This window comes from Novosphingobium kalidii (assembly GCF_040534015.1).
In the GTDB taxonomy this organism is placed as follows: domain Bacteria; phylum Pseudomonadota; class Alphaproteobacteria; order Sphingomonadales; family Sphingomonadaceae; genus Novosphingobium; species Novosphingobium kalidii.
In genome coordinates this window covers 1-22,936 of sequence record NZ_JBEWLY010000021.1, presented here as the reverse complement: position 1 = coordinate 22,936, position 22,936 = coordinate 1, and the positions used below count along the sequence as shown (strand labels likewise).

At 59.8% G+C, this 22,936-nt stretch carries 17 protein-coding genes, 1 tRNA gene, 5 pseudogenes and 1 other annotated feature; of the genes and pseudogenes, 19 read left to right on the top strand and 4 right to left on the bottom strand.

Features of this window, described 5'->3' with window-relative positions; translation table 11 throughout:
- Window position 1: 1 nt before the first annotated feature.
- Window positions 2-388, bottom strand: coding sequence for a VOC family protein (locus ABVV53_RS13380; RefSeq protein WP_353984923.1), 387 nt, complete (start codon window positions 386-388; stop codon window positions 2-4).
- Window positions 389-577: 189 nt separating this feature from the next.
- On the opposite strand from ABVV53_RS13380, the gene ABVV53_RS13375 reads away from it, so the two are divergent.
- The gene (locus ABVV53_RS13375; protein ID WP_353984955.1) at window positions 578-1,249 is read left to right on the top strand and encodes a glutathione S-transferase family protein; all 672 of its coding nucleotides are present in this window, start codon (window positions 578-580) and stop codon (window positions 1,247-1,249) included.
- A 45-nt stretch (window positions 1,250-1,294) separates the two neighbouring features.
- Here the strand turns inward: ABVV53_RS13375 and ABVV53_RS13370 are convergent, their stop codons facing one another.
- On the bottom strand, window positions 1,295-2,272 hold the full coding sequence (locus tag ABVV53_RS13370; protein WP_353984922.1) for a complex I NDUFA9 subunit family protein: 978 nt from the start codon (window positions 2,270-2,272) through the stop codon (window positions 1,295-1,297).
- Window positions 2,273-2,504: 232 nt separating this feature from the next.
- Between ABVV53_RS13370 and ABVV53_RS13365 the strand changes: the two genes are divergently transcribed.
- The 3 genes and pseudogenes from ABVV53_RS13365 (at window position 2,505) to ABVV53_RS13355 (ending at window position 4,179) form a co-directional block, all read left to right on the top strand.
- A tRNA-Leu gene (locus tag ABVV53_RS13365) sits at window positions 2,505-2,591 on the top strand.
- Between the two features lie 168 nt (window positions 2,592-2,759).
- Window positions 2,760-3,634, top strand: a pseudogene (locus tag ABVV53_RS13360) (tyrosine-type recombinase/integrase).
- 278 nt (window positions 3,635-3,912) lie between these two features.
- Entirely contained in the window at window positions 3,913-4,179 is a 267-nt protein-coding gene (locus ABVV53_RS13355) for a DUF3644 domain-containing protein (protein WP_353984920.1), read from the top strand.
- Between the two features lie 60 nt (window positions 4,180-4,239).
- On the opposite strand, the pseudogene ABVV53_RS13350 reads toward ABVV53_RS13355, so the two are convergent.
- Window positions 4,240-5,464: pseudogene (locus tag ABVV53_RS13350) on the bottom strand (IS3 family transposase).
- Window positions 5,067-5,183: a sequence feature (AL1L pseudoknot), on the bottom strand. Its footprint overlaps the pseudogene before it by 117 nt.
- Before the next feature lie 87 nt (window positions 5,465-5,551).
- Here ABVV53_RS13350 and ABVV53_RS13345 point away from each other — a divergent pair.
- From ABVV53_RS13345 to ABVV53_RS13340, 3 genes and pseudogenes are all read left to right on the top strand, one after another.
- Entirely contained in the window at window positions 5,552-5,695 is a 144-nt protein-coding gene (locus ABVV53_RS13345; RefSeq protein ID WP_353984919.1) for a hypothetical protein, read from the top strand.
- A 256-nt stretch (window positions 5,696-5,951) separates the two neighbouring features.
- Window positions 5,952-6,047 (top strand): annotated as a pseudogene (locus tag ABVV53_RS17285) (IS6 family transposase); the annotation flags it as partial.
- Between the two features lie 182 nt (window positions 6,048-6,229).
- Window positions 6,230-7,432, top strand: a complete 1,203-nt coding sequence (locus tag ABVV53_RS13340; RefSeq protein ID WP_353984918.1) for a GGDEF domain-containing protein — start codon at window positions 6,230-6,232, stop codon at window positions 7,430-7,432.
- 35 nt (window positions 7,433-7,467) lie between these two features.
- Here ABVV53_RS13340 and ABVV53_RS13335 read toward each other — a convergent pair whose 3' ends face one another.
- Window positions 7,468-8,367 carry a LysR family transcriptional regulator gene (locus tag ABVV53_RS13335; RefSeq protein ID WP_353984917.1) on the bottom strand — a complete coding sequence of 300 codons (900 nt, stop codon included), beginning with the start codon at window positions 8,365-8,367 and terminating at the stop codon, window positions 7,468-7,470.
- A gap of 90 nt (window positions 8,368-8,457) precedes the next feature.
- On the opposite strand from ABVV53_RS13335, the gene ABVV53_RS13330 reads away from it, so the two are divergent.
- From ABVV53_RS13330 to ABVV53_RS13275, 12 genes and pseudogenes are all read left to right on the top strand, one after another.
- Window positions 8,458-8,871, top strand: a complete 414-nt coding sequence (locus ABVV53_RS13330; RefSeq protein WP_353984916.1) for an EthD domain-containing protein — start codon at window positions 8,458-8,460, stop codon at window positions 8,869-8,871.
- Window positions 8,872-8,897: 26 nt separating this feature from the next.
- Window positions 8,898-9,413: a nitroreductase/quinone reductase family protein gene (locus ABVV53_RS13325; RefSeq protein ID WP_353984915.1), complete on the top strand. Its 516-nt coding sequence runs from the start codon at window positions 8,898-8,900 to the stop codon at window positions 9,411-9,413.
- Window positions 9,414-9,466: 53 nt separating this feature from the next.
- Window positions 9,467-10,288: a TauD/TfdA dioxygenase family protein gene (locus tag ABVV53_RS13320; RefSeq protein ID WP_353984914.1), complete on the top strand. Its 822-nt coding sequence runs from the start codon at window positions 9,467-9,469 to the stop codon at window positions 10,286-10,288.
- A gap of 39 nt (window positions 10,289-10,327) precedes the next feature.
- Window positions 10,328-11,497, top strand: a complete 1,170-nt coding sequence (locus tag ABVV53_RS13315) for an FAS1-like dehydratase domain-containing protein (protein WP_353984913.1) — start codon at window positions 10,328-10,330, stop codon at window positions 11,495-11,497.
- A 14-nt stretch (window positions 11,498-11,511) separates the two neighbouring features.
- On the top strand, window positions 11,512-13,338 hold the full coding sequence (locus ABVV53_RS13310) for a class I adenylate-forming enzyme family protein (RefSeq protein WP_353984912.1): 1,827 nt from the start codon (window positions 11,512-11,514) through the stop codon (window positions 13,336-13,338).
- Window positions 13,313-13,549 (top strand): annotated as a pseudogene (locus tag ABVV53_RS13305) (IS6 family transposase); the annotation flags it as partial. The gene ABVV53_RS13310 and the pseudogene ABVV53_RS13305, both read left to right, overlap by 26 nt.
- 52 nt (window positions 13,550-13,601) lie before the next feature.
- The gene (locus ABVV53_RS13300) at window positions 13,602-13,748 is read left to right on the top strand and encodes a hypothetical protein (protein ID WP_353984957.1); all 147 of its coding nucleotides are present in this window, start codon (window positions 13,602-13,604) and stop codon (window positions 13,746-13,748) included.
- 179 nt (window positions 13,749-13,927) lie between these two features.
- Window positions 13,928-14,112: pseudogene (locus ABVV53_RS13295) on the top strand (IS3 family transposase); the annotation flags it as partial.
- A 188-nt stretch (window positions 14,113-14,300) separates the two neighbouring features.
- Window positions 14,301-16,877 carry a TonB-dependent receptor gene (locus ABVV53_RS13290; protein WP_353984911.1) on the top strand — a complete coding sequence of 859 codons (2,577 nt, stop codon included), beginning with the start codon at window positions 14,301-14,303 and terminating at the stop codon, window positions 16,875-16,877.
- Between the two features lie 556 nt (window positions 16,878-17,433).
- Window positions 17,434-19,335, top strand: coding sequence for a TonB-dependent receptor domain-containing protein (locus ABVV53_RS13285; RefSeq protein ID WP_353984910.1), 1,902 nt, complete (start codon window positions 17,434-17,436; stop codon window positions 19,333-19,335).
- Between the two features lie 149 nt (window positions 19,336-19,484).
- Window positions 19,485-21,182, top strand: a complete 1,698-nt coding sequence (locus ABVV53_RS13280; RefSeq protein ID WP_353984909.1) for a hypothetical protein — start codon at window positions 19,485-19,487, stop codon at window positions 21,180-21,182.
- A gap of 205 nt (window positions 21,183-21,387) precedes the next feature.
- Window positions 21,388-22,836 carry a GH39 family glycosyl hydrolase gene (locus tag ABVV53_RS13275; protein WP_353984908.1) on the top strand — a complete coding sequence of 483 codons (1,449 nt, stop codon included), beginning with the start codon at window positions 21,388-21,390 and terminating at the stop codon, window positions 22,834-22,836.
- Window positions 22,837-22,936: the final 100 nt, after the last annotated feature.

Sequence of the window (22,936 nt, the reverse complement as noted above, 5' to 3'; positions counted from 1 at the left end):
GTTAACCCATGTTGAGCCCGAAGTAGGCTCCCAGCTTGTTGCCGTCGGGGTCGCGCAAGTAAGCGCCGAAGGCGCCACGTGCCTGCGGCTTGGGCTCGGGATCTCCCTCGGTGGTGCCACCGTTGGCGAGGCCGGCCGCGTGCCAGTTGCGCACAGACTGCTCGTCCGGCGCCTCGAGAACTACGGTTCCGCCATTGGCGTGAGTCGCGGGCTGACCGTCCCTGGCGGGGCCGCACAGGAAGCGAGCGCCACCGGGCAAGTTGTACATGATGAGGGGGTAGTCGGCCGGCGTTGCGGAGGGCGCCACTCCGAGCGCACCGAAAGTGGCATCATAGAACGCGCGGGACTTGGCGACGTCGTTCGTACCGAAGCGCAGACTTTTCAGCATCGTTGACCTTCCCTCTCTCTTTACGCCCCAGTCATGGTGCTTCGGGTCGGCAGGGTCAATCCGTGGAAGGAGGAGCTGCTGCCGGCTGCCGGCTGCCGCGAGCTCGCGACGAGCACTTATCCACCAGTCGCACCCGCTTCGTCCTATCGCTGCTGGACGCTTGTGGACGCCTTTGGCATGCCATGCGGCATGTGGCACTTATACCAGTTCCCGCTCTGCCCATTCAGCCGCAAAGTGCGTCTACTGATGAGCGAGAAGGGCATCGCTTACGAACTCCAGACGGAAAAGCCCTGGGAGGCGCGCGACGGCTTCTTTGCGATGAACCCCGCAGGCAGGGTGCCTGTGCTTCATGAAGAGGAGCGCGGCATCACGCTGGCTGACAGCCGCGCGATCTGCGAGTATCTCGAGGAAACGGTCGACCGAAACCCGCTGATCAGTGGAACCGCCCAGCAGCGTGCCGAAGTGCGCCGGTTGGTCGCCATGTTCGACGAGAACTTCTTCAACGATGTCGCTGGCCCGCTGCTGCACGAGCGTATGAAGAAGCGGCTCATCCTGCGCCAGTCACCCGATGCGAAGATGCTGCGGGAGGCCATGAAGCTGGCGCACGATTGGCTGGACTATATCGATTACCTCATCGACCATCGGCCTTGGCTCGCGGGCGCTACTATGACGCTGGCGGACCTCGCCGCCGCCGCGCAGATCTCCGTAGCCGATTATCTCGGCGGCATTGACTGGTCGAGCCACGAGCCCGCGCGTGGCTGGTACCTCGTGATCAAAAGCCGTCCAAGCTTCCGGCCGCTGCTGTCCGAACGGATGGAAGTGATTCAACCGCCTAGTCATTATGCCGAGGTTGATGCGTAGAGGTTTCCCCACCCGGCGGGTGGGGCAAAGGCGCCAAGTCTGCCTCTAGAATTTGGCTCCTGGTGCCGGCATCGAATCGCCGCGGTCCGTTTCGGAAAAACGGCCGTACTTGCGGAAACGCACCATCCACCGCTCTAGGAAAAGCGACAACGGACGCGGTGAGATGCCCAGATCTTCAATTCCCGGCAGCGAGGGATCGGCGACATTGCCGCGCCTGAGTAACGCCAGCTGATCACGGGTGATCGGCGTGCCCGGCAAAGCGGCGATGGCGTTCGACACCCTGTCCGGAAGTTCGATGAAGCTGCGCTTGCGCCTTTGTGCAGCGGCTATGCGCTGATTGATTTCGCGCATCGTGATCGTTTCAGGGCCGGCGATCTCGTAAGTCTGGCCCTGTGCCTGCTGCCTCCCCAGCGCATTGGCAACCGCCTCCGCCGCGTCGTCGGCAAAGAGGGGCTGCAGCTTGGCGTCGGGGGCGAAAACCGGCAGCGCCGGCAGCTTGCTGATGAGCTGACCGAACATCATCACGAAGTTATCATCGTCCGCAAACAAGATGGACGGGCGCATGATTGTCGCGGCCGGAAACGCAGCCAGCACTGCCGCCTCGCCTTCTGCTTTTGTGCGGGCGTAAGCGATGGAGGAATTGAAATCGGCGCCGATCGCAGAGATCTGGACGTATGAGCTAATCCCGGCATCAGATGCTGCAGCCGCAACCCGCCCGGCGCCGCTGCCCTGAAGCGCATCAAGGTTGCCCGAGAACGATCCCACAAGGTTCACGACGGCGTCCGCTCCTGCGAATGCCGCCGAGAGCGTTTGGGGGCGAGTCACATCAACCGGAAGGAACTGCAACTGGCCGAGATTACCCAACGGACGCACACGCCAGGCCTTTTGCGGTGCCCGGCTCGCCAGACGCAATCGGGCGCCGCGTGCCAGCAGTTCCTGCGCAAGGTGGCGCCCGAAGAAGCCAGTGCCGCCAAGCACCGTCACTACTTTGCCGCTGAGGGAAACGTTCGCGTCCACGCTCATGCCTCGATAAGTCCTTCTACCGATCCGTGTTCCCGCCGCACATCACGCGCACAGCCGAGATCAAGCCCTTGGCATAAGCCCCCCATCCGAGCAACCGGACAGCGGGGCGCACACAGACTTTGCCGCCTTCACACGAATACGTGTCCCCGAGTGCGCATGGGCGTTGACAACCCCGCGTTCACCCAGTATCGGCGCCCTCCTACCCGCGTCGTGCTTCTGGCATGGCGCCCGTGCCCAGATGGCGGAATTGGTAGACGCACCAGCTTCAGGTGCTGGCGCTCGCAAGGGCGTGGAGGTTCGAGTCCTCTTCTGGGCACCATTTCTGGCGCTAAGTGCGCCCAGCAGCGTCCAGCAAGCGGCTGGTTTGACAGCATAAATCGACGGATGATCGCCGGCTAAATTTCCCGTGACGTCCGGCTATGACCATCAACAGGACTACCACGATTGGGCTGCGTTTGATGGCCTCGGATCGACCCGGCTTGCTGGGATGCATCCAATGCTAACTCACATCAAGATCACGTCCGCGAAGCCATCAGAAAAGCTCTACCGGCTTCACGACAGCCTCGGCCTGTTTCTTGCGGTCAAGCCGAACGGTTCGAAGCTCTGGCGCATGAACTACCGATCCCTGGGCAAGCAGAAGACGCTTCATTTGGGGAAATGGCCTGCCGTCCGTCTCGCCGACGCCCGCGCGAAACGGGATGAGGCGCGCAAGCAGATCGCTGCCGGAATGGACCCTGCTATCGAAAAGAAGCGCCAGCGGATCGCGGCCAGGCATGCCGCGGCGACCACGTTCGAGCTGGTTGCAAAGGAATGGCTGGTGAAGTGCGAGCGCTATGGATTGGCGCCGGTCACCATCGACAAGATTCGGTGGCTGCTCGAAAAGGCCTACCCCGTTATCGGCAGTCTACCGATCGCCCAGATCACGCCTCACGAGGCGCTCGCCGTCCTGCGCAAGATCGAGGCGACGGGGCGTATGAGAGCGCCCGGCGCATGCGCAGCGTGCTTAGTCGCGTATTCCGCTATGGGGTTGCGACGGTGCGATGCGACAAGGACGTCGCGGCCGATCTGCGAGGCGCAATCGCGACCCCGAAGCCCAGGCACTTCGCCGCCATAACCAAACCCTCAGAAGTCGGCGCTCTCTTGCGCGCCATCGACGGTCGCGACCGATTGCCGGTCAGGCGCATGGCGATGCGTCTCTCCCCGCACGTGCTCCTGCTCCGGGCGAACTCAGGCAGGCGTAGTGGTGCGATATCGACCTGGAGGACAGGGTGGTCCGAAAACTGCCGGTCCAAGCGGCTCAATTTCATGCGTGGACTCGAGGGGACCTCAGACGGTAGACATCGCGGAGTTGGCTTAGGATAGGCCCCTCACTGGGGGCACAATGGCGAAGCTGCATCTATCGGATCGAGAAATCAGCCTAATCAAGGGTCTGCTCACCCATAAAGGGATGAATGATCAGGAGGTGCTGCCGGTGTTCAGCTACCTCCACCGTAACATGAATCATCGGGAGATCGCCCAAATTCGGCGCGGTGATAAGCCCGGTACGTTGCTATCGCGGCAGCGCCGTTGGCTGAGGTCGACGAGCTTCTTTACCACTACGCCAAAATCGCTTCGTTGGCCGACCGGCTTGGTTTTGCGAAATGGACCTGATCACCGCTAAGGTCCACAAGGAGGTCGAGATCATGAAAACCGCGATCACGGTCTACAACAATAGCATGATCGTTACCCGGTCTGAGACAACCATCGTCCCCGGCGTGATCGCATGGACCTACCTGGTTCATGCCCATCTTGAGGCGCAGAGTGTCGATCCGATTTATCGAAACACCGACGGCACTGATGTGCTGATCGACGGCAAGCCCAAGTACTGGGAACTGACCTACTGCCTTGCCGGCCTGAGGCAGCTCTGATCAAGGGGATGGTCAACAATCTGAGCCGCCCTGGGTTTGCCGGAGGCCAGTTTCGTCGAATTATGCGGCCATTGGGGTGTCGTCCAGCATGGCGTAATATCGCTCTTCGGCTTCGGCAAGGCGGGAGATTGCCGATGGGCGCAAGCAAGCGTCGGTTGTTGAACCAGTCCACCCATTCGAGCGTGGCGTATTCAACGGCTTCAAATGATCGCCACGGCCCCGCCGATGGATTACCTCGGCCTTGTAAAGCCGTTGATCGTTTGGCCAAGGCGTTATCGTAGCTGTCGCCAATACTCCCGACCGACGGTTCGATGCCGGCTCGGCAAGCCGCTCGGGATACTTGATCGAGACATACCGGCTGCCGCGGTCACTGTGGTGGATCAGGCTATCCCGATGGACTGGCTGCCGATCATGGATCGCCTGTTCGAGGGCATCCAGCACGAAGCTGGCATGCGCTGTCCTGCTCACCCGCCAGCCCACGATACAGCGAGCGTAGACGTCGATCACGAAGGCCACGTAGACGAACCCCGCCCAGGTCGCGACGTAAGTGAGATCCGACACACATAGCATGTTCGGCGCCGAGGCATGCAAGTGGCGGTTCACCTGGTCGAGCGGGCAAGGCGCAGCCTTGTCACTGATCGTCGTCTTCACGGCCTTGCCACGGATCACGCCCTGCAGACCCAGATCACGCATCAGCCGTTCGACCGTGCAACGGGCAATTTCGAAGCCCTCGCGCAGCATCTGTCGCCACACCTTTCGCACGCCGTAAACTCCGAAGTTGGCGTCAAACACGCGCTGAACCTCGGGCGTCATCGTCTCGTCGCGCTGCAACGTGATGACAGACGCGACGGATCGCGGCGCTGCGCCACACGCTCATGGTAGGTGGATGGGGCGATAGGCAGAACCCGGCAGATCGGCTCGACCCCATACTCATCCCGATGCTCATCAATGAGGCCGGTCATCGCTTGAACGGGCGGTCGAGCTCCGCCTGGGCAAACTATGCAGAAGCCTTGCGCAGTATCCCATTGACTTGCCGCAGTTCGCGCTTCTCGCGCTCCAACGCCTTCAGCTTGTCAGCTAACTCGGTCGGTACGCCGGCACGCTTGCCGCTGTTCACCTCGACCTTCTTCACCCACTCCAGCAGCGTGTGCCCTGAGCAGCCGATCTTGCCCGCAATGGACGTGATCGCAGCCCAGCGGGAGGGATAATCACCCTCGTGGTTCAACACCATGCGGACTGCCTGTTCGCGAACCTCGGGTGAAAACTTGTTCGTCGTCTTGCTCATCGCAGACCCTTCCTCTCAGGAGTTAGGGCCTCCGGCAATCTCGGGGCGGCTCAGTGATTCGATGACGAGGCGGCGTACCGGTCTACCTTGGCGTACATCACGACTCACACGATGCCGCCCAAGACCATCAAGGACGAGATGAAGCTCTTCGACCGCTCGTCGTTCTGCATCGTCACCACTGTGGAGTGTGAAACAGACCTCCATGCTGTGCGTCAGTCGCTGAAGGCCTGATCTGCGGACGCTGAACCCTTTGATGCGCCGTTCGGCTTGCGCATGAGCGGCAACATCTGTGGACGCCCCGAAGAGGGCAAGCTTGCGATTTTCATTGAAAAGAGGGTGTTACCGCGGTTGTCCACCCCATGAGCGTGGAAAACCTCCTTGGCGATATCCAACCCGATCGTGCTAACTCCTTCCACGGACGCCTCCTTTCGTGATGTTCGACGACTCACCTTCGCACATTGCTACCGCCGGGGGGCGTCCACCCCATCATGATACGGTCCGGTTATGGTGGAACAGGTTTGGGCCGATGTTTGCAGGCGAAGTGCGCCGCAAGCGGTTGAGCCACATGCGCGGGTTCCGCCACTGACGCTGGCACCTGGACGAGATGTACGTGAAGCTGAATGGTCTCGCAGCAGCATGATCAACAGCGGCGATCCACTTATCCGGGCAGCGAGCCTGTGCAGACAAGCCGAGCCAGCTCTGATGTCCAACCATTTCGTAACCAGTCTCGTGCGAAGATGGGCAGTCGAAATCAGGAGCGGCTGAGTGAATAGCTATTCACGCGCGAGGCTGGGGGGCGCAGCCTCGATTGTGCAGTGGCTGTTTCGGCCTTCCGGGGAAGTGTCTGCGGACGATCGCGCTTTCCTGTTGGGGCAACTTCTGGGGGCTCCGGCGGCTGCGATCATGGGATCGTTCTGCTCCCTCGCCGTGACCAGCGTAGCACTTTTACGTAGTGGCGGCTCCCTCTATGGGTTTCTCCTGGCGCTTGAGATCACATTGATGGCGGCCCGCCTCGTGGATTGGCAGCGACGTACCAGGCTGTCACGATCTGCTCCTGAATCAGTGCCGACCATCGACACGTCAGTAGCGTTGTCGGCAGTCTGGTGCACATTCCAGGGCGCGCTGGCTTTCGTGATCATGAGCTCTGACGATCTCGTGCTCTGCGTTCTCTCGGCCACCCTCGTGATGGCGATGATCGGCCCGATCTGCGCGCGCAACTATGCCGCCCCGCGCTTTGCATTCCTGCTGGTCTTGCTCTGCGATATTCCGTTTGTGGCAGGAGCGGTGGCATCGGGAGAACCCTGGCTTACACTCATCGTGCTACTTACACCGCCCTTTCTCCTCGGCACCATGCAAATCATCACCACCTTTCACAGGTCGATGCTGGGGACGCTTTCCGCGCATGCGAACATGCTACGTCTAGCGCAGCATGATTCGCTTACCGGCATTCTCAACCGACAGGGAATGGATCAGGCCCTCAGCCAGATTTTGCCACATCACGATCGGCAGATGGCAATGATTTGCATAGACCTCGACGGGTTCAAGCAAGTGAACGACCGGTATGGACATGGCGCCGGTGATGTCCTTTTGATCGAAGTCGCCGAAAGGCTGAAGGGGCAGCTCCGCAGCGAAGATTTGCTCGCGCGCATGGGCGGGGATGAGTTTATGGTCGTGGTCCGCGACATGTCGCCCCGCCAGATTGGGCCGCTCGCCGACCGCCTCATCAGCGCGATCTCCCGCTACGATTACGACCTTCAGGACGGGACATCTGCGCGCGTGGGCGCCAGCATCGGCTTCGCCTGCCTTCCGGAGGATGCGACCACCACGGTCGAGCTGCGGCTGCGAGCGGACGAGGCCCTATACGCGGCGAAAGGCGCTGGGAAAGGCGTAGGATGTCGCTATGGCACGCTCGCTGCTGCGGCGGCGCCACTGCATAGTTCGGGCCGAACGAAGGTCGCCCAGATGTAACGCAGCGCTGGTACCGCTAAGGAGGGTCATCGCTTTTATTGCGATAAGTGCTCGCCTCCTCGCCCTGCGGCAAGATAGCGTCGAACTGCGCTGATCGCTTCGGAGGCGAGTGGCGAGTTCAGTCGTCTTCGGAGCTTGGCCATATAAATTCGCGTATCACCAAGCGGCAGCCCCTCCACCCGAATTTCCTTCAGGCTACCGTCAGCGAGCTGCATTGCGACAAAATCCGTAGAGCAGATACACACGGCATCGGTCGTCATCACAGTTTCCCGCAGAATGTGGTAGTTATCGCAGATCAAGCGAGCCTTGCTCGGTACATCAGGCGCAAGGTGCGGCTCGACGGAGCTGAGCCAAGGATAGCGTACGAGATCATCACGTGCGATCTGGCGACGCTCAAGCAGCGGGTGTCCAGCACGAACAAAGCAGCCCGACATCACTTGGCCGACAAGTCCGATCTCGATGTCCTCAGCGTCCTGAATATGGCTCTCCGGGAAAAAGAAGACCTCGATCTCATCGTTCTTGAGTGCGTCCAACAACCCGCGGCCTGGTCTGATCATGACACGGATTTGCGCCGCCGAGTCAGGTCTGAGAAAGTCGGCTGCAAAGCGCGTCAGTAGTTGACTGGCAAGGAGGGGTGCAAAGCCTACGGAGAGACGCCCCCCCTTTCCTTGCCCGATCAACCGCAGGTTGCTGTCAAACACCTGCAACTCCTGCACCAGCGCCTGCGCCTGTTCGACGACGTCCTGACCTGCTGAAGTCACTTCAACCCCGTGACTCATCCGATTGAACAGCGGGAAACCGTAGCGCGCCTCGGCAGCCGCTATGCTCCGGCTCAGTGCAGGCTGGCTCATATGAAGTTCTTCTGCTGCTCGTGAGAAGCTTCTGCACCGCGCAACGGCGATGATCTGCTGCAACTTGTTGAGTGAGGTGCTCATTCCTGTTCTGCATAGCGTTAGGCCTAAACACGCATTGGACTGCATTGCTCGTGCGTGCAATATCCTCTTGCCCAGGAGAGGAGCCGCCCTGTGTTCAAACAAATCTGCTTCTTCCGAAAGCGGCCTGACATGTCGCTGGACGAGTTCATGGACTACTATGAAAACCAGCACTCCCAACTCGCGAAGAAGATGGGAGCCAAGCCGGCCCTGCCCAATGCCGTGCGGTATGTTCGGCGTTATCTCACCCCGGAGACTAACCCGGTTACGGGTGAGGTGCATGATTGTGGGTACGACTGCATCATGGAGATCTGGTGGAGCAGCCGTGAAGACTTCGAGGCTTCGCAGCGCATAATCAGCGACCCTGCTCGTCTCCCCATGACCATCGATGATGAGAAGAAGCTGTTTGCAAGTCATGCAAACCCGATCGTCTCATGCGTCGAATTCGACTCACCCATGGGCCCAAATGGCGAGCCCACACGTGCCGAAGTGCGCCACGGTGCCTGAAGCGGCTGTATTTCAGGAGAATTCAAATGAGCGATGAATCTGCTGCTGCGATCTCCGCTGTTCGCCGCGACTGGGCTGCTGAGCATCGCGAGAAGTATCTCCGATCAGGCGGGACGGAAGGTCATATAGAGGACCTAACACCGGTCGGGGGACGTCCTTTCGCAACGCACTGCCTGCTGAAATACACGGGCCGCAAAAGCGGTAAGGTTTTCATTACAGGGTTAACCTATGCCGACGTTGGGGGAGAAGTAGTTGTCTGCGCCTCCAAGGGCGGCGCCGATCAGCATCCCAATTGGTATCTAAACCTAATCAACGATCCTGTTGTTGAGTTTCAGATCGCAACTCAGGCGTTCCGCGGCTCCTGGCGCGAGCCGACCGGGGCGGAACGCGAGAAGGTATGGCCCTTCTTCGTCGACTGCCACCCGTTTTATCAGGCGTACCAGGACTCGACCGAACGACTGCTCCCCCTCGTCATGCTCAAGGCAGGCTCGCGAGTTCCTGTGTTCCAGGAAAGCGACGCTACCGGCATTCGCCAGTCCTAAAAACAGGCTGACGCGAGGCGTTCAGCACCAGCCATTCTCTCGAGGTCAAAGACATGGACGTCCGACACGCCAAGCCGAAGGTCGGCAGTATCGTCACGATAGACAGACACGACTTCTTAAGCGGAAGGTACGCCAGCGAAATTTATAGGCTTTTGGTCGAACGCAGCGCGTTGGTGTTTCCGGAGATGTTCCTTAGCGACGATGAGCAACTGCAATTTGCCAGTTCCATTGGCGAGGTCAGCCTTATTGGTGGCAGTATGGCGTTGCAGAACGTCACGCTCGATTCCAGTCTCAGCAAGGTAGCCGATTATACGCGCGGTGCGTTTTACTGGCACATAGACGGTGCGAACGATCTAATTCCTGCAAAGGCAACTATGCTTTCGGTGCGTACCCTGCCCGAACCGGGAACCGGCGATACCCTGATTGCCAATACGTATGCCGCGTACGATGACCTGCCGGAGCAGCAAAAGCAGGCTCTAGACGGGATCCTGGTGCGCCACGCGCTTGAAGCATCACAGCGTTACGTCAATCCAACGCCATCCGTTTCAGAACTGACCCGCTGGCAGTCCTATCCCTCTCAGACGCACCCTTTGGTCTGGCACCACGTTCACGGCCGGTCCTCGCTGCTACTCGGCAACACCTGCTTCTACGTGGAAGGCATGGAACTTGCCGAAGGCAATATGCTGCTTGCGCGCATGATGGAGTGGGCAACGCAGGATCAGTACGTCTACCGTCATACATGGCGCGAAGGCGATTTCGTGATCTTCGACAACACCGGTGCGATGCACCGCGCTGCCGACTACTCGCTCAACAGCAAGCGGCTGATGCGTCGGACCACATTGTGCGGCGAGGAGCCCGTCACCGCGACGGCCTGATCTCACCATCCTGTCTCGATAGATGGAAGGACTTCCAGCGTGCCCACCACAATTCTGGATTGCTCGGACATTGACCAGTACCTCGGCAAGCCGATCACATCGTCACGCATCCGCGAGCCGATCTCGAATAACGACATCCGACGATGGGCGCACGCCATGCACTACCCCAATCTGCTGCACTACGATCCAACTTACGCTGAAGAGAGCCGCTACGCTCGCCTGGTGAGCATGCAGAGCTTCCCCTGCGCGGTGGACGATGGAATGGGTGTGGCGCCCGCTTGCGTTGGCCGCGTTCCCGATTCCCACCTGCTTTTTGGCGGTGAGGAGTGGTGGTTCGAAGAGCGCCGCGTTTCTGGCGGAGATTGGATATTCAACGAGCGCGTTCCGTTCGACTATGTTGTGAAAGAGACAAAACTGGCCGGGCCGACCTGCTTTCAGCGTGGCGACAATTTTTACACCAACCAGCATGGGCAACTGCTCGCTAAGCAGCGGTCCACTGCAATCCGCTACAACGCGGCTGCCGGCGCCGCAAACGTGGACAAGAGCCAGTTCGACGAGCCTGAGTGGACCGATCCTGAACTGGACGCACTAGAAGAGCGCAAGCTTGGCTGGATACGCATGCTGCGCGAACTTGGTCACCAGGAGCGCTGCTGGGATGACGTGAATGTCGGTGACCAGCTGCCCGAACGTGTGTTTGGTCCGCACTCTGTCGCGAGCTTCACCACCGAATGGCGCGCCTGGATCATCAATACCTGGGGTGCCGTAACTTGCCGGAAACTCGATCTCGCTGCGCTAGGCTATACCCCGGAGATGGCGGGCTACGAGAATGATCCCGACATGCTTCTGGCAAATCCGGAACTCACGGATGGGGCATATTATGGTCCGTCGCGCGGGCACCTGTTCCCAAAGTATGCCCGGCGCATCGGGATGCCGCGCGCTTATGGCTATGGCGGGGCGATGGGTGCCTGGGTGATCGACTACATGTCCGGCTGGGCCGGGGAGCACGGCATGGTGGTCCATTCGGTCGCCAACTTTCGTGGCCCGGCCTTGTCAGGCGACGTCACCGTTCAGACTGCGGAAGTGGTCGCCAAATCACTCGACGACAAGGGCCGCCACCTTGTTCAGGTCAAGCACCTGATGCAGACTCATAAGGGCACCACGATGGCGACCGGGACAGCGGAAATTGCTCTGCCTGCTCGTCCGGCCTGATGCAGCAGGCCACCATGGTCAGAAGCAATAAGCCAGTCGACGGATCGTATGCGTTCGGCATCCCGCTGAGCGAGGAGAAAGGCATAGGGCCTCTCACGCTGGGCCAATATCTTCGAGAACTTGCATGGGCTCACAGCTCGCGCGAAGCGGTGGTTCAACGCGAAGGCGATCTCGTCGAGCGGTGGACTTATGCTGAGCTATGGAACCACTCAATTGATGTTGCGCGAGCGCTGATCGCCTCTGGTGTGGGCAAGGGCACGCGAGTGGGTATACTCATGACCAATCGGTTAGAGTTCCTGTCGGCGCTTTTCGGAACGGCACTTGCAGGAGGCGTGGCGACGACCCTCAATACGTTCTTCACCGCACCGGAGCTCGGCGCAGTACTGGAAACCGCAGGATGTTCCGTCCTCCTGATGGAGCGCCGTGTGCTCAGGAAGGACTTCCTGGCCATGCTGCGGGACCTTGATCCCGCCGCAACCGAGGGTTCTCCCGGCGGCATCGGGTCCCTGCGGTTCCCGTTTCTACGTCACGTGGTCTGCATCGGGGAAGTGGACGCGAATGGAGCAGCGGAGGGGTGGAATCAATTCCTGAGACGCGGAGAAAGCATACCAGCAGCGCATGTGGATGCACGGGATGCAGCCATTACTCCCGCTGACCCGGGTGTACTATTCTTCTCGTCCGGCTCGACGGGCAAGGCGAAGGGCATCCTCACCGCACACCGATCTGTGTGCCTTCAGTTGTGGCGATGGAAGACATGGTATGGGATTTCTGAGCCTCCGCGGACTTGGTCTGCCAATGCCTTCTTCTTTTCCGGCAACTTCGCCATGGCGCTCGGCGGAACGCTGTCGTCTGGTGGCTGCTTGATTCTTCAACGAACGTTCGAGCCGAGCGAGGCCCTCCGGCTGATCGAGCAGGAGCGGGCGACGATGCTCCTGGCTTGGCCACATCAGTGGCCCCAACTCGAAACTGCCGCTGGTTATGAGACGAGCAATCTTTCCGCACTACGCTATGTTGATGCCAACAGTCCGGTCGCTCGGCATCCATCGGTTTGCACTAAGTGGCGCGAGCCCCGGGCCTATGGCAGCACGGAAACGTTCACCCTGATCACCGCCTTGCCGGGCGGCGAAAGCTCTTCTGGGGCTTCGGCCGCGGGGAGCCATGGCGTGCCGACAGCCGGGTCCGCTGTCCGGATCGTGGACCCCATCACGCGACAAGTATTGCCGCTGGGCGAATCTGGTGAAATTGCAGTCAAGGGACCTACGCTCATGCTGGGGTATCTGGGCATTCCGCTTGACGAGATGCTGGATGACGAGGGCTACTTCTGTACCGGGGACGGCGGTCATCTGGACGTAGAGGGGCGGTTGTTCTGGAGTGGACGTCTCAACGACATCATCAAAACCGGCGGCGCCAACGTATCTCCTCTCGAGATTGACGAAGTGCTGCGCGATTGCCCGGGCGTTAAGATAAGCCAAACCATTGGAGTACCAGACGACTTGCTAGGCGAAATGATCGTTGCTTGCATTGTCCCGCACGAGAGATGGGCCTTGACGCAGAAAGACGTCCAAGCCCATGCACGCCAGCAACTGGCAAGCTTCAAAGTACCTCGCGAAGTTCTGTTTTTTGCAGACGATGAATTGGCCACTACCGGAAGCGCCAAGATCAAAACGGCGCATCTGCGGAAACTCGCACGCGCCCGCTTAGCGTCCGACGGTGCTATCAGACCAACGTGGCAGGCGTCCGCGCCGGATGCCAGCGACGATAGCACTGTCAAACCAAATGCACCTGCTGGTAAGCAGGGCAGGGTAGGGCAGGTGGATGCCTCGCCGACGCAAGCCAGCTAGTCCGTTCCGCTACTTCAACTCGTCGCCCGAGGTGATCCGCCTGGTGGTGATGATGTATGTGCGTTTCCCGCTCTCATTGCGGACCGTCGAAGACCTGTTATTCGAGCGCGGGATCGACGTGTGCCATGAGACCGTGAGGCTCTGGTGGAACAGGTTTGGTCCGATGTTCGCCGGCGAGATCCGCCGCGAGCGGGTGAGCCGCATGCGAGGGCACGCGGTCGGCTCCGCATGTGGCGCACGCAGCCAATCGAAAGGCGACGAGCATGAAGTGGCTTTCCACAACCTACCGCATCGGCTTTTTTCTGCTGCTCGCGGCGATAATCATTTTCCTGTTCGGGGGAACGTTTGCCAGCACCTTCAGCGAAGCGCCCGCCGCTGGTGGAAGAGGCAGGCCGGAGGGGGAAGCATAGCGGCGGCGATAGACTGCGCTCAAAATAGCTAACCGCGAATGGCGTCGAGCAGGTCAGTAGCATTCGCTTCGGTGAACCGCGCAGGGTTTGCCGGAGGCTCCAACTCCTGAGAAGGTGGAGCCTGTATCAGCAAGACGACGAACAAGTTTGCACCCGAGGTCCGCGAGCGGGCGGTGCGGATGGTGACCGACCACGAGCGGGATTACCCTTCTCGCTGGGCAGCGGTGGTTTCGATCGCGGAGAAGATCGGCTGTGTTCCGTAAACGCTGCATGAGTGGGCAAGAAGGCGGAGGTTGCCGACAAGGTGAAGGCGCTGGAGCGCGAGGTGCGTGAGTTGCGCCAGGCGAACGAGATTCTGCGCAAGCATCGTGGTTTCCGCCTGCAACTCCCGAGCCTGCTCACCCGCAGGTGCACTCGGTTTCACAACGTCGTTGCGAATGTAAGTTTTCTGTAAAGTTGCTGGCATCCACCACATTTTCATACAATCTCGTCGTCGAGCTAAGGAAAAAATCATAATAGCCTTAACAAGCAAAGACACCGGGGGGGATTGTCATGAGAATACACAAGCTTCTGCTTGCCAGCACCAGTGTGCTTTCGGCAGGGACAGCTTGGGCGCAGGCTGTGCCACAGGAGTCTACTCCAACAGCCTTAGATGCTCGCAGCCAGCTCAATGAAGTGGTCGCCACCAACGAGATCATCGTCAGTGCCCGTCGACGTGAAGAATCGCTTCAGGACGTACCTCAGACCGTCAACGTGGTCACCGCCACGCAAGTCGAGGACCTCAACTTGCGCGACTTTCGCGATCTTCAGCAGCTCGTGCCTGGCCTGACCATGACAAGCACCTCGAGCTTCTCCAGCCAGGCCACGGTTCGCGGGATCGCATTCGTGCCCGAGGCAAGCGGCAACAACTCGAGCATCGCGTTCTACCTGAACGATGCGCCGATCTCGTCTAACTTCCTGTTCCAATCGACTTACGACTTTGGTCAGTTCGAACTGCAGCGCGGACCGCAAGGCACTTTGCGCGGACAGGCAGCGCCTTCTGGCTCGATTGCCTACAGCACCCGCCGGCCTGATCTCAGCGGCGTGTCAGCCGGCTTCAACGGCACGATTACCGATACCCATGCGCGCAAGATTGACGGTTTCTTCAACATCCCGGTGGTCGCGGACGTGCTCGCGATCCGCCTCGCGGGCGTGGTCGACCGCGACCGCGGGGATCAGGTCCGCACCATCAAGGACACTGGCAACGGCGAGCTGAATTCGCTTCCTTACAACCGGACGCAATCCATCCGCGTAAGTGCACGGTTCGAGCCGACCGCGTGGATTGCGGCCAACGTGATGTACCAAGTTCTCAACACTGAGGGCCGCAGCTACACTCAGGTTGTCTCAAACTCGCTGTACGAGCCGGGAAGCCCTGCGACGACGACCATAATCCGCCCCTTCGATCGCCTCTCGATCGAGGACCAGGGTAGCTTCAGCCGTCAGGACCACGATGTCCTGATCGGCAATCTTGACATCTCCTTCGCTGGCCAAAGGCTCAGCTACGTTGGTGCGTATAGCAAGCAGGACAACGCAAGCCTTTCGCAAAGCGACAACAGCGACTTCTTCTCCGCGCCGAGGATCAATCTCGAACGACGACCCTTCGTCGATTTGATCGGCTATGAGCCGGTTTGTCAGCGGGAAGGTGGTCGCGTCGGCCTGAACCCGACATCAGGTTCTTACTATCAATGCACGAACAACATCGGCCGGCGGGAGTCTCACGAAATTCGCCTCGCTTCGGAGGATCGCATTGCCGGGTTTCTCGACTACGTGATCGGCGGATTTCACGATCACATCGAGAATCCGGCGCGGCTTACTCAGGAGGGTGGCCCTGGCGGGAACGGCACCCCCGTGTTCAACCCGGTTACCGGCAACGTCAACGCGCCGGGCCGGCGATCAATCATTCGCGAGGGTGAATCGACCGAGAAGTCGGCGTTCGGCAACTTGACCGCGCGCTTCTTCCATGATCGCCTCGAGCTATCAGGCGGACTGCGCTACATCGAATACGAGAACGAGGACGCGCTGGCCCTTGGCCTGGCGAACAACGCACCTCCGCGCGTGGTGAGTCCCGCCGTGCCAGAAAAGCGCAACCACACAATCTACACGGCCTCGGTGAAGTATGAATTCTCGCGCGACTTCATGATTTATGGCCTTGTCGGATCGTCGTGGCGGCCGGGCCCGCGCGTGGTTGGCAACTTCTCGGTAGGTCCGGACGGGACTGGTCAGACGGCGCGTGAACGTTCGTTCCTCAATCTGCCGGACGAGACGTCCACGTCCTATGAGGTCGGCGCGAAGACAAGCTTCTGGAACGGGCGCGGCCGGTTGAACGTCAGCGCCTATTACCAGGAGTTTCAAAACTACCCGTTCCGTGGCCCAGCGGTTCCCTTCCTGAACTACAGCGCGCCCGGCGCTCCCGCGGTGGTCAGCACGTTCAACTTCGTTGCTCCGGTTCCCGTCGAGGTTAAAGGCATCGAAGGCGAGGCATCGTTTAACTTGCTCGACCGCTGGAGCCTGTCGCTGAACGCCAGCTTCGCTGACGGACGGATCAAGAACGGCACCATCCCTTGTACCGACCTGAACCGTGACGGCTCTCCGGACGTGAATGCCGTGGTACCGACCAATCCGGCACAGTTCGCCGCCACTCTCGAGCCTGGACAAACGCTCGCGCAATGCTCTGGGATCAATCGCCGCTCCACGACATCTCCGAAATTTTCCGCCAACGTCCAGTCGCAATACGCGTTCGATCTTACCGACCAGTTGAGCGGCTTCATCCGCGGATTGGCGACGCTCAGGGGCCGCACAAATGGCGCTCCAGAGACAACGTTTGACGATCAGGAGGCGATGGGCACGGTGAACCTCTTCGCCGGTGTGCGCGGCGAAAACAACCGCTGGGAAGTCGCAGCTTTCGTGAAGAACCTCTTTGACAAGCAGCGCGTCATCTCGGTGGGGCCGGCGGCGCTGAGAGCACAGGTCAACACGAACGGACGCCCACCCAACAACGTGATCCAGTACGTATCCGAATATCGTACGGTCAATGTCACGGCACCGCAGGAATTTGGCGTGACCGCCCGAGTGGCGATCGGCGGGCGTTGAGGAAAACCGGCTCCGGCAGTGAAGCGTGCCGGAGCCGAAGTTTGCAGGCAGTCCAATCAACAATGACCATCGCACGGCGGCGTTTATCGGACCTCGTGACGGCAGGTGCGCCGCTCGTCTGCGTGGACGCTAGGACATGCGGTCCTTCGGCCCGGGGCAATGGGTTGACTTGAGGCGTTCCCCTATAAATCGGGAACGCGGACCTGTCGTTGGAGGGCAGCACCTGCGCCACGCGCACCTCATGCTGCAGGGACAGCCGCCTGATCAGTCCAGGCTCGATGTCTGTCGACGTAACAGAGGGTGGGCAGCCGTTAAAGGCACTCTTAAAAAAGGGGGGCAGATAATCCTGAGGATAGCCTGCCCAGTCGGCGCAGTTGCGGCGCTCTACGCGAGCAGCGGCGCGCTCGCCCAAGAAACTGAGGCGTTACAGCCGCTCGCCCCAAACGCCATGCCAGTTCAGCCGCTCCTTCCGGCAGAGCAAAGGGCCCCTGCCAGTGATCGGGTGATCTACCCCGCGACTCACTTTGCCAAGAACAACCCGCAAACGGCGCTTGATATGGTCAGGTTGACCCCGGGGTTCTCGCTGGACGCGGGCGAGAGCCGCCGAGGCTTCTCCGGCGCCGTGGGCAATCTCCTGATCGACGGGAATCGTCCGAGCACCAAGAGTCAGTCTATTTCGGACGTGCTATCGCGCATTCCGGCCGGGCAAGTGGTGCAGATCGAAGTTCTGCGCGGCGCAGCCGTTGCCGGCGATGCATCGGGCCAATCGGTGCTGGTCAATGTCGTGAGGCTTAGCAATGTCGGCGGCGGACTGTGGGAGGCTGGGCTGGAGTATCGGAGCGACTCCGGCGTAGCGCCCCGAGGAAAAGCTTCTTACAACGGCCGTAGCGGGCAGGTTGAATACGAAATTGGCGGAACGCTGACCATCATTGATCGCGCCAATGTCGGAATACGCCAGAGCTTCGACCCCAGTGGTCTATTCGTCAGCAGCATCGACACGCCTCAATTAGAAGATCAGACCAATTGGTCATCAAACGGAAAGCTGGCGGTCCCTTTGCTAGGCGGTCAGTTGAATACTAACGCACAGTTCCGGCGTGATCGGCACCGCAGCCACTTTCGCTTTCGTTCTACCGACGCCGCCGGTGCTTTCGTCTCAGAACGACGCACGATGTCCAACACCCGGATTTCGACGATTGAAGTCGCCCTCGATTATCAAAGGCCGCTAGGTTCATGGGACTTGTCGCTGATCGGCTTGGCTGAGCGGAGCGTCGACAACGGCAGTAATTTTACGGAACGCCTCGACGCGACCGGGGGCCTGATCGGAGACTTGCTGCAGAACGATACACAAAAGGCTGGCGAGACCATCGTGCGAAGCACGATTGCCCGTACTTTCGCCAGCCATCGTGTGGAGCTTGGGATTGAAGGCGCCATCAACACCTTGGACCAGGAGTTTCGCGCCGATCGGGCTGGTCCTGTGCCCAATGCCAACGTCGGCGTTCGAGAAAATCGCGCTGATCTGTTTGCCGCTCACGCCTGGGCGCCGGGCGGATGGAGTTTCGATACCCGCGTCGCATGGGAAACATCGCGGCTGACATTCACCGGCGACAGCGAGGCGTCCGTCAATTTGTCGTTTTGGAAGCCCTCTTTACAGGTCGCGCGAACGATTACCGGAGGCAGCCAATTTCGCGCGCGGATCTACCGCGACGTCAGTCAGCTCGACTTCAACGACTTTGTCTCGGCTATCGAAGTCGCGGATGACCGTATCGCAAGCGGCAATCCGGATCTGAGGCCCACGACCGCCTGGATTGGCGAATTGTCTGCCGATCTGAGGTTTGACAAGGACACTGCACTGGCATTGACGCTCTCGCACCACCGCATTTCGAACGTCGCGGGTCAGGTTGTCATCTTTGTGCCTGGCCTGGACCCGCGAGACCCGCCACTTCGGTTTGCCGCAGCAGGCAATATCGGTGATGGCAGGTTGACACAGTTGGAAGCTAATTTCTCAACATCGCTCGGCTTCTTCATGCCTGGTGCACGCCTGATCCTCACCGGCGCACTGCGGGACACCAGCGTAACGGACCCTATCACGGGTGAAAAACGCGATATCGCAGATCAGCAACGGTACGATTATGAAGCCCAGTTCCGACATGACATCTCAGGCGCAAAGACGGCGTGGGGCCTTACAGTTCGGCAAGGGGCTCTCGAGCGGACCTATCGGTTCGACGAATTCGATGTCGGCGGAGATACCCTCTTCGTCACTGGGTTTGTCGAGACAACGCGCTTGCCGCACAATCTAAGACTGCGCCTGCAGGTTGAGGACATCGCCGGTCGAGTAACCAAACTTCGCCGAGAGGTTTACTTGGCCGACCGGACCGGTCCGCTGGTGCGAAGCGAGCTGCGCTGGACTCGGAGAGGGAGTCAGCCTTGGTTCCTGCTGGCGTTAAGCGGCCAGTTCTGAAGGAGAATGCAGGCAGTTTCACAAGCACGCGCAAGTCTATGTGCTGAGCAGCATAACAACGGCCTTTGAACAAACGATACAAATTGTGACAAGTATCTGCGAACAATCATGATATACATTGCAGCGGCTGCTTAGATAGGGGGTCTTGAATGATGAAATCGCTGTTGGCACTGCGCCTGACATCGGCGACCGCGCTTTGTCTTGCCATTGGCTTGACTGGCTGTGCGACCAGTCCGTCCGCCGGGGTTTCGACTGCCAATCCTGCGGTCGGAACGATGTCCGATCCCTCATTTGGTCGGTACCAGGTCTATACGATGCCGCTTCCCGAGGGCATCAAGGTTCAGCGCGCCACCTTCACGCCGTCGGGCAAGGTCCTGATAGACTACACGGAAGCCGGCGATACCAATCGGAACTTGCTCAAGCTGGCCACGCTGAACCCGGACGGCACTGGCATGCGCCCCTTCTTTGCCCAGGAGCTGTCGGACGTGCCGACGGGCGGCGTGAACCTGATGATTCTGCCCGATGACCGGCGCATCTACACCGGCGACTATGTCATAGAGTGTCAGCAAGCGCTGGCGCTGTGCGAAAACCCGCAGCTTCTGCCTGTCGAGTTTCCCGATGAAGTCGCGAAAGGCCGCGACTACATTTCTCACCATCGCTCTGAAGTCATCGTCTCGCCGGACAACGAGCACGTGGCCTGGACGGCCTTGCTGTCAAACTATTCGGCGATGGTTTTCACGGGCAAGCTGGAAAAGCACGGGAGCGGTTACCGTCTCGCCGACCCCCAGATCATCAGCTCCCTCCACCCGTTCAAACCCGATCCGGGTCATCCCGACGGAGTTTTGCCGCAGCCGGTCCGCGGCGGCGAAGTTAAGCAGTTCGTCAGTGGCGGAACAGCGATATCGCTGGTCGGCATTGTCAATCACGCCTTGCCGGACTCGACCGTCCAGCATCTGAGCGATGGTCGCATAGAGGCGATCACCAATACGCCAGGGTACACCGAAACAACGATCTTCTCGCCCGACGAACGGCTCGGCATGACGATGACGACCGGCTTTTCGGAAAAGACCGATATGGCCGTCGTGGGCCTGATGCCCCGTCCTTACCCAGATAGTCTGAACATCGGCCTTGCCCGGTACGCCTACACGTATGGTGTGTCGGGAGTGCGCCGATCCCGCCCCGGCAATATCGGTCCGGCCTTGATCGACATTTCGAAGGCGAAGAAGCAAGACGGCTATCTGGGAGCCAACCTCAGCACCGATGAAAGCTGGGTCTATGAATCCCCCATGTCTTGGCATCCCAGTGGTAAGATGGCGATGTGGCAGGAGCGCCGCCGCCAAGCGGCTGGCAACAACGACGAAGGCGATCGGATCCAGATCGTTCGTCTTCTCGACTATGCGCCGGGGGCTGCGCCTGCGGTGCGACCTTGGTCACTGAACAAAGCCTACACATCATCGGACTTATCGGTCGCCAAAAAGCAGGCTGCCGGGGGCCACGATCTCGACGTGAAGGTCTATGGCCGCGCGTCGGGCTATCTGACCTATCGCCGCACTGCCGGTGGTACGATAGAGAAGGTGTACTATGACTTCAGCGATGATGGCCGCAGTGTCTATTCGGGCAGCGAGCGAATGGAGGGCAACCCGCGGGGCCGGTCGACGTACACGGCGGCTGTCGCACTGAAGGGGCCCACGCCGGGCGAAATGAAGCTGAAGATGACTTTCGGGCCACTCGGCGGTGAACTACCGTCCCGTATCATCTTCGAGGAGGATGCATCAGGCAGGCCTCTGAGCTTTGGCTATGCTCAATATGGCTCGCAGCGACTGGAAGTCGGGACTCTCGTCCCTTGAGCGGGACCGCTACGAAGAGAGGGGAGTTCTGATATCGTGCGCCAGAACTCCGTGGTATGATGATCGAAGCTTGTTGTGGGAGAAATTTAAGGTGAAGCAATTGATGCTACGAACGCGAGTAACACTGGTGACAGCACTTTGCTTCGCCGCGGGTCTACCCTCCGCCCTCGCGCAACCAACGCCGGGTCCTTCACCGGCCACTTCTTTGCCCGCTACGGTGCAGGTCGACTTCAACAAGTCTCGCGGAGATTTCGTGCACCCGGAGCGCTATAACAACTTCACCCGTTGGTCGAGTTGGCAGCCGCAGCGCGATGCCGACATCCGTTTCTTAAACGAACAGGGGCTCCACGGTAAGATCTATAAAGTGTGGGTCGATGCCGAGCGCGTCCATGACCCGAAGACTGACACCTACAACTACCAAGGCGTCGACGATTACATGGCCGACGCGAGCCTACTTTCAGACGAACTGCTGATGGTGATGGATACGCGCGTGTCCGTGCGCGACATGGGCCGAAGCCCGGCCGATATCAAGCCGATCATCAAGCGCATCATGATGGACATGAAGAAGCGCTATCCGCAAATACGCTATATCGAAGCATTCAACGAACCCGACCATAATCTCGCCAAGAACATAACGCCTGCAGGTCTCTATGACTACTACAAGGTCTATTATGAGGCAGTAAACGAAATCAATCGCGAGTTGCAGCCGCAGGTTCCGCTAGAGATCGGCGGACCGGGGTATATGCAGTACAACGAGAAATGGATGTACCCGTTTCTCGACCGCTATGCTGCCGATCCTTCGCCGGACAAGCGCCTCGATTTCCTGTCGTGGCATGCCTATGGCGAGTTCCCTGAGGGGACCGGCGACAGCAATGGCCCTCGCGCATATCATTTCTACAAAGGCAATCCCAGCGAAGTGGCGGGGCAGCGCAAACAGTTGAACGAGGCACTCAGCAGCCGTGGCCTCGACACGAAGATTCCGGCTTTCATCACCGAGACCGGCATCTATCCCGGCCCCTCATTCGATAACAAGGACGATCCGCGACCGGACTACCTCATCGGTGCGGCCGGCGTTCCCGCGCTACATTACTGGTATTTGGAGCAGCCCGACACCTATCCGTTCAACTGGGTAATTCGCCACTCCAGTGAAGAGCGAAAGGATCAACTGATCACTCGCTCGCGCAATGGCGAGCACATCGCCGTTAGGGGCGCTGAAAACGTAGGGAACCTGCCGGTTAATACGTTCACGCCCTACGGCAACGCGATGGCGATGATGGCGAAGCTCAAGAACGAGCGCGTGGAGGCGCAGTCGAACGCCCTGAAGGAGGGCAAGGGTGTCTACAGCATCGCCACGAAAGACAAGTACGGCGCTGCGGTGATGGTCTGGAACTACCAGCACACTGGCACGCAGCCTTACCGGGTAAGCATCAACATGGGCGAATTGCCTGCCAATCTCCAAGGCAAGCGCCTGTGCCAGAGGATGTACCGGATCGACGATCAAGTCAGCAATTACTGGGCGAACCGGGAAACCGCCAACCTGCAGCAGGTGGGGGCGACTACCATCAGCCCCACCCGGCGCCACAGCGTATCTGTCGATCTCGCAGCTAATGCACTCCAATTGGTTGTTTTGGAGCCGGGACAATCATGCACTTGAGAAGCAGCCTCCCGGCTCAGGCGGATAGGGCCAAGGCGTAGGCGGTCTCTCGTCGCAATCTTCCCGGCCGCACTCGAATTGGCTTGGAAGATTGCGTCTG